This window comes from Microvirga splendida (assembly GCF_016427565.1).
In the GTDB taxonomy this organism is placed as follows: Bacteria; Pseudomonadota; Alphaproteobacteria; order Rhizobiales; family Beijerinckiaceae; genus Microvirga; species Microvirga splendida.
The window spans coordinates 286,099-292,552 of sequence record NZ_JAELXT010000003.1 but is presented as its reverse complement, the minus strand read 5'-3'; the positions used below and the strand labels follow the sequence as shown (position 1 = coordinate 292,552).

Annotated in this window: 10 protein-coding genes; 5 read left to right on the top strand and 5 right to left on the bottom strand. The window is 61.4% G+C overall.

The window, feature by feature from the left end; translation table 11 throughout:
• Nucleotides 1-169: 169 nt before the first annotated feature.
• Both JAO75_RS05560 and JAO75_RS05555 read right to left on the bottom strand, forming a co-directional pair.
• Nucleotides 170-1,183: a magnesium and cobalt transport protein CorA gene (locus JAO75_RS05560; RefSeq protein WP_199047364.1), complete on the bottom strand. Its 1,014-nt coding sequence runs from the start codon at nucleotides 1,181-1,183 to the stop codon at nucleotides 170-172.
• A gap of 125 nt (nucleotides 1,184-1,308) precedes the next feature.
• Nucleotides 1,309-1,785: an MgtC/SapB family protein gene (locus tag JAO75_RS05555; RefSeq protein ID WP_199047363.1), complete on the bottom strand. Its 477-nt coding sequence runs from the start codon at nucleotides 1,783-1,785 to the stop codon at nucleotides 1,309-1,311.
• A gap of 211 nt (nucleotides 1,786-1,996) precedes the next feature.
• Between JAO75_RS05555 and JAO75_RS25335 the strand changes: the two genes are divergently transcribed.
• Entirely contained in the window at nucleotides 1,997-2,380 is a 384-nt protein-coding gene (locus tag JAO75_RS25335; protein WP_343234558.1) for a YhjD/YihY/BrkB family envelope integrity protein, read from the top strand.
• A 27-nt stretch (nucleotides 2,381-2,407) separates the two neighbouring features.
• Nucleotides 2,408-3,031, top strand: a complete 624-nt coding sequence (locus tag JAO75_RS25330; RefSeq protein WP_343234557.1) for a YihY/virulence factor BrkB family protein — start codon at nucleotides 2,408-2,410, stop codon at nucleotides 3,029-3,031.
• Nucleotides 3,032-3,348: 317 nt separating this feature from the next.
• On the opposite strand, the gene JAO75_RS05545 is transcribed toward JAO75_RS25330, so the two are convergent.
• Nucleotides 3,349-3,507 carry a hypothetical protein gene (locus tag JAO75_RS05545; protein ID WP_199047361.1) on the bottom strand — a complete coding sequence of 53 codons (159 nt, stop codon included), beginning with the start codon at nucleotides 3,505-3,507 and terminating at the stop codon, nucleotides 3,349-3,351.
• 57 nt (nucleotides 3,508-3,564) lie between these two features.
• The gene (locus tag JAO75_RS05540; protein ID WP_199047360.1) at nucleotides 3,565-3,759 is read right to left on the bottom strand and encodes a hypothetical protein; all 195 of its coding nucleotides are present in this window, start codon (nucleotides 3,757-3,759) and stop codon (nucleotides 3,565-3,567) included.
• A 245-nt stretch (nucleotides 3,760-4,004) separates the two neighbouring features.
• Between JAO75_RS05540 and JAO75_RS05535 the strand changes: the two genes are divergently transcribed.
• Nucleotides 4,005-4,358, top strand: a complete 354-nt coding sequence (locus JAO75_RS05535) for a hypothetical protein (RefSeq protein WP_199047359.1) — start codon at nucleotides 4,005-4,007, stop codon at nucleotides 4,356-4,358.
• A gap of 432 nt (nucleotides 4,359-4,790) precedes the next feature.
• Here JAO75_RS05535 and JAO75_RS05530 read toward each other — a convergent pair whose 3' ends face one another.
• Entirely contained in the window at nucleotides 4,791-5,330 is a 540-nt protein-coding gene (locus tag JAO75_RS05530; protein WP_210340173.1) for a hypothetical protein, read from the bottom strand.
• Nucleotides 5,331-5,583: 253 nt separating this feature from the next.
• On the opposite strand from JAO75_RS05530, the gene JAO75_RS05525 reads away from it, so the two are divergent.
• Both JAO75_RS05525 and JAO75_RS05520 read left to right on the top strand, forming a co-directional pair.
• Complete coding sequence (locus JAO75_RS05525; protein WP_199047357.1) at nucleotides 5,584-5,928, top strand: hypothetical protein; 345 nt, start codon at nucleotides 5,584-5,586, stop codon at nucleotides 5,926-5,928.
• A 31-nt stretch (nucleotides 5,929-5,959) separates the two neighbouring features.
• Nucleotides 5,960-6,232, top strand: coding sequence for a hypothetical protein (locus JAO75_RS05520; RefSeq protein WP_199047356.1), 273 nt, complete (start codon nucleotides 5,960-5,962; stop codon nucleotides 6,230-6,232).
• Nucleotides 6,233-6,454: the final 222 nt, after the last annotated feature.

The following is a 6,454-nucleotide window of genomic DNA, read 5'->3' as shown; positions in this document are numbered from 1 at the left end:
CGTGCTCCTTGCGTGGCTCGAAACCCCACAGCTTACGAACAAGCGGGGCAGAAGCACGGCCGGACCATCCCATTACCGGACCTTAGAAATGGAACGCTGTTGATGCGAAGCTATCAGGTTGAGAGTCTGTCCCAGTCGAAGATGAATAAGCTGATTTCGTTACGGCCGCTCAAAGCCATCGGTTCTGGCGAAAGCGCCAGTAGAGCCAGCCACAGACCGTCGCGACAATCGTCAGCACCAGGGCGTACCCGTACCTCCAGTTCAGCTCAGGCATATGCTCGAAGTTCATGCCGTAGATCCCAGCCACCGCTGTCGGCACGGCCAAGATGGCGGCCCAGGCCGCGAGCTTGCGGGTGATCTCGGTCTGCTGTGCCTGTCCCGTCATCAGGCTGGTCTCGAACGCGAAGGCCAGCACCTCGCGCAAGGACTCGATCTCCTCCTGCACCCGGCGGATATGGTCAGAGACATCGCGGAAGAGCGGGACCATTGAAGGATCGATCCCCGGCAGCCCAGGTTGTTCGAGCCGCCGGCAGACCTCCACCAGCGGAACCACGGCATTGCGCAGACGCAGCAGATCCCGGCGGAGTTGGTAGAGGCGGGCCACTTGGTCTTGGGATGAGGTCACCGCCAGAATGCAATCCTCGATCTCTTCGACCTCGGACTGGATTGCTTCGATCACCGGCATGTAGTTATCGACGATGAAGTCGAGAATGGCATAGAGGATATAGTCCTCCCCGCCCGAGAGTGTCCCCGGATCGGCTTCGCAGCGCTCACGCACTGGGGTGTAGGTTGTCGAGGCGCCATGGCGGACGGACACGACGTAGCCATGCCCGACGAACAGATGGGTCTCGCCGAAGGCGATGCGCCCGTCCAGCATCTGGGCGGTCCGTGCCACCACGAACAAGGCCTCGCCGTACTGTTCGAGCTTCGGCCGTTGGTGGGCCTTGAGCGCATCCTCAATGGCGAGGTCATGCAAACCGAACTCCGCCTGAAGCTGGCGCAGGAGAGCTAGGCCGGGCTCATGTAGACCGATCCAGACGACATGCCCCGGCCTCCGTGACCATTCGCCAACCTCCGCGATCGGAACCTCGGCCACGCGTCGGCCTTCCGAATACACGGCCGAGGCGACGACGCCGGGTTTGTCTTCTGGCTGAGCCGATACAAGCCTGAGGGACTTTGCCATGGTCGGCTAACGCACAGCCGCCTCATCCGGTGCCAAGCCTGGGACTGGTGCTGGAGCGCCCCCGCTCGAGCCATCCTCTCACACGTGATCTAGTCCCAGAGCCTGATATCCGAGGAACTCCCGTTTCACTGCGAGCCCGATGGCGGGCCAATATCGTCGTCGGGCGTCTTCTGCTGTTTCGCTGGGGACAGGACGCGGAAGGTGAAGATCGTGAACAGGGTGACCACGATGGCGACATCGTAGCTGCCAAGGCCAACCGCGGCTCCTACCGCCCCTGTTGCCCATAGACCGGCCGCTGTGGCCGTTCCCTGCACGGCACCGGATTGCTTGATGATGGCGCCGCCGCCGATGAAGCCGATGCCGGTGATCAGGCCTTCGATGATCCGCGCCTGCGCCTCCGGCGAGTTCCCGGTAATGCCTTCGGTCGCCTGAACGAAGCCGCAACTTGCAACCGCCACAAGCGGGAAGGTCCGCAAGCCAGCACTTCGTTCGCTTCGCTCACGATCCCATCCGATAGGTAAGGCAAGCACATAGGCAAAGGCCAGGGCGGCGACGTGAGGCAGTACCCGCAGCGCCTCTAACAAATGCTCAATCTGTTCCATTCAACTGTTTCCAGCGGTATCCAACCCCATCCGGGGAAAGACCGACGATGCAAAGCGTGAGTTCCATGAGAGGCCCTCCCCGAGTTACGGTGGTTCCAGTCCTGCCTGCACTTCCCTCGGCTGGTTTCCCCTCAGCCGCGTCGTGTTCGTGCGGCGAAGAGTTTCCGAACCTGATACTCTGCCGAAATTGGATCAAGAAGCCATGGCTCCGATGAATGAACAGGCAGAGGATTGGCGCTCCAGCGTCGGCGAGACGGCGGCCCACGGCGAGCCATCGGACGATCTGGCCCGCGCCCGTGAGCTTGGCCGGGGACGCGACGCCGATACCCCCGGGGAGATCCCGGCGCGGGGCTGGAAAGACATCCTCTGGCGTACGCTGTGGTCGATCCCGGAAAACCGGATCCTGTCCACCTCGGGTGGGGTCGCGTTCTTTGCCCTGCTAGCAGTGTTCCCGGCCGTCGCCACAATCGTGTCGCTGTACGGACTCTTTGCCGATACCAGCATGATCAGGGATCACCTGTCGCTTTTGACCGGGATCCTGCCCGGCGGCGTGCTGGAGCTGATCGGCGAGCAGATCAGCCTGATCATCGCCTAGGACAGCGACACGCTCAGCCTTGCCTTCGTGGTGGGTTTTCTGGTGGCGCTCTGGAGCGCGAACTCGGGCGTAGCGGCCCTCTTCGATGCGCTCAACGTGGTTTACGGCGAGAGGGAGAAGCGCAGCCTGCTGCGCTTCTACGCCACGACGTTCCTGCTCACGCTCGGCATGGTTGGCATTGTTCTCCTGGCCATCGGCGCGGTGGTGGTGGCGCCTGTCGTTTTCACCTTTATGGGCTTCGTGACCCCGACCGGACGGCTCTTGAGCATTCTGCGTTGGCCCACCCTATTCGTTGTCCTCTTTGCCTGGCTTGCCGTCATCTACCGCTACGGCCCGAGCCGCCAAGATGCCAAGTGGCGTTGGGTGACCTGGGGCAGCGCCATGGCGGCCATCCTCTGGCTCGTGGCCTCGATGTTGTTCTCCTGGTACGTGGCCAACTTCGACAGCTACAATAAAACCTATGGGTCCCTCGGCGCCGGCATCGGCTTCATGGTGTGGATCTGGCTGTCGGTGGTGATTGTCCTGTTCGGGGCCGCGCTCAATGCCGAGATGGAGCACCAGACCGCCATGGACAGCACGGAAGGCTCACCCAAGCTGCTCGGATCTCGCGGCGCCAACATGGCGGATCATGTCGGGGCCCCACACGCTTGATATTGCACCCAGAGACAACGCTCATTCGCAGGACCGCAAACGCCGCCCGGGTGCCCCACTCCAGATTGTGGCTGCGGGAGGAAGCCACCTGCGTTCTCAGGATCATGATGGTCCTGTCTCTCCCCTTACTCGGTGCAAGTAGCATCGGCACCCGGGCTGCGGCTGACGGCGGGAGAGCTGTCAGGGCTTCGAACCACGTCCGAACTCATGAGAAGAGTCGAGGACGGGTGCGATCTCTCTCATGAGCCGGCCCCAGCGACGTCGAGCCTTGGTGCTAGACCGGCAGGTCAGGAATTCGTGTCGGATTCGGTGGGAGGTCAGGACGCCTTCTTGGCCGGCTTGTCGGGTTTTTGGGGCCTGCCGCCTTGCTTGCGTGACCGGTCGCCGGACGAAGGAGCGCCTCCCTCGTTGTCCCACTGTGAGATGCCGTTGTTGCGCTTGCCCTTAGGCAGGCTTGGGCGAGTTTTCGTGGTCATTGGATCGTATCCTTCTCAAGGAGCACTCTTTGCCGAACCCTGTCGTCTGGTGGTGGACTAGCGTGGCTCCGATGGCGCTCGTGTGACCTCGAAACCTTGTTCAGAAAGGGCCGCCAATATTGCTCTTGCGAGATCCACCCGCTCCTCGGGCGGTATGACGTCTCCGGGGCCGCCGGAATCCTTTCGCGCCTGCTGGAGGGCAAATTGGATGGCGTTGACGATGATAGAGAGCACCATATCCTGGTCCTTCATATCAACCTCCGAGACTGCCCTAAGGCTAACACCACCAGTCCCGCCCTGTTCCGGAAAGCCCACCTCCAGACCAGGAGCGCTGAGGTCTCTGGCAAGATCAGGGATAAGTCCGTCATCCGGCCCGCCGTTCAACGAACAGGAGCCTCGTCTCCACAGCGGACGCCGTGCTCTCTTATTGAGGCGGTATCTCCTGGACCCACATGGACTTTCCAGCACACAGCCCCACCTCCTCAGAAGGAGGCTTGATGATCAAGATTGCAATCATGGCGGGGCTGTTGGTCCTCGCCACCTCGGCAACGGCACAAGAAGCCCCGCCAGCGACGTGGCGCGATCCGGATACACGGTGCGTGTATCTCAAGGTGGGAGACGCCCTGAGCCTGCGCTACCGCCGCGACGGTACGCCGGATTGTGCGAGCGTTCAGCAGGACAGCAATGACGCATCCATCACCCGCGGTGACCTGCGGGACCTGACGCAGCAGATTACGCGCTCGATTGAGGACTTGCGCCGCGATATTGGAACAGTCCGGCGGGAAATGGAACATACCCGCAACGAGCTGGAAAACATCCGCCGCGAAGCGAGGCAGCCCCGAGCGCAATAGTACGGTCCTTGGCTCTTAGAGCTGGTCTGAGCCGGGACAGAGCGACCTGGCGCAGGGTCGCGGACTGCGTGGGCGCGGCAACTGTCACTGACGTGTTTCGCCTCTTGCGGCTTTCTCTCACCTGCGCGAGGCGTAGATGAAGAGCCTTCCTTCCGGGCGGCTGCGCTCTCAAACCTCAGTCGAACGGTTTGATGCTGTCGTCTCCATAACCTCGCCTTCCATCGAGCTGCGGCCGTGGTTGTAAGGCGGGAACTGGGGCAGGCGTTAACGCGCTCCAAACCTTGCGCATGATCGATGTCGCCAAACTGAGGATGTTTTGTGCCATGTCTCGCTCACTTTCCTTCGTGCAGTCAACGGCTCGGGCTCGCCGCACTTCCACGGTAGCTTGGTGCAGGCTCTTGACTGGCTCGTACGCGAACCGGAGGTGGAGGCTCAACGGCCACGGGCGCGGGCGCCCAGATCCTCGCGGAGTTCGTGCTCATGGACGATCCGGTCATACGACTGATCCGCGCTTCTGATCGCATATTGCGGCTCACGATGCGGATCATCGAGCCTGACGATCTCATAGCCGCCCTTCCAGATCTCGGGCTGACCATCCTCCGCGTAGGAGACGGCCTGTCCCACGGCAAAACGGTGGCGGCCTGAGGGGCGCGTTGTTGGGCCCTCTTCCGGCTGCGCCGCCGTCATGAGAGGCGCTGGGCGCGCCTCTTTGCCAGCGGGTTTCCTTGGAACAGGGAGGGGTGAGTTGGTGGCAGGTTGTGCGATCACTGCCGGGACTGCCCAGTCGAGCAGCGTACGGCCACCCTCGTCCATCACACGCAGAGCATCGGTCCGGGTTGGCCAGTGTCTCATCCCGGTAGGGCTCCTGGCGAACGCCAAAGCCGCAGTACCGTTGATCGCGGCGATGGGAAGTGTCTGGATGACCTCGAGGACACCGCGTCGATACCTCTTGAACTGGACCAGGAATTTCATGGCAGCCTCCTTCATACGGGCTTCTCAAATGAGAGCCTAAGGCTCCGAGCAAAACGCCCCGGGCTGCTTGTGATATTATGCATCGCCCTCACATGGGGAAATTGTCTGTAGCCGTCCATAAGATATAGGGTCGTATGTACCCAGTAACCAGAGCCCACAGATGATAACAATTCTAGGGCATTATATTTATATGTGCTAAGTTCTTATTTACGGAAGCGACACTTTTTTCTTCGCTTTCCAGAGGATAATTACCATGACAGCCGCAGAATGGCTGAAACCAGGTCTATACGGCGTGGCCTGCGGCGCAATTGCCGTGACGGTGATTGGCTTCAACTGGGGCGGGTGGGTGACAGGCGGCACAGCTCAGCAGATGGCCACGGACCAGACGCGAACCGAAGTGGTCACGGCGCTGACCTCGATCTGCCTCGATCAGTCCAAGCGGGATCCGCAGCTTGCCGAGCGGATTATACTTCTGAAAGCGGCCTCATCCTACGAGCGGGGTGATCTCGTGATGAAGAATGGCTGGGGGACCATGCCCGGAACGACCGAAGGCAATCGCCTTGTCGCCATTGCGTGCGCTGACAAGGTTGGGGTCTAGGCCCAACCCTAGTGAGACAAGGAGAACGGCCATGAACCTGCGCACCACATCGAAGACGATCACGTTTGCACGGCCGTTCTCGCTGGCTGGACTGGAGGAGAGCCAACCAGCCGGGACCTACACGATCCAGACTGACGAGGAGCCTATCGAGGGTTTGTCGTTCTTGGCCTACCGCCGTGTTGCCACCGTGATCTTTCTACCCCTCGGTCAGGGTGGACCAGGGTCCTTCCAAGCAATCTCGGTCACTCCGGAAGCTCTCGACGCCGCACTGGCGCGGGATGCTTCGGGATCCCACGATGCCTGATTGGACAACCAGCCTCATAGGATGACCTTCGCACCTCCAAGGCTTGATAATGACACTCGGCCGGCGCTGCGGAGTGCGCCCAGCAACCATGAGGCAGACGCAACGCTCCGCACGCGCAGCGTTTTACGTCAATGCGTCCATCTTGCCAGAGCAAAGACGCCCCTCACTGCGGGAGCAGCCTTCCCGTAGCACAGAGCAGTTCTGAGGCGCAGCCGATCCGAC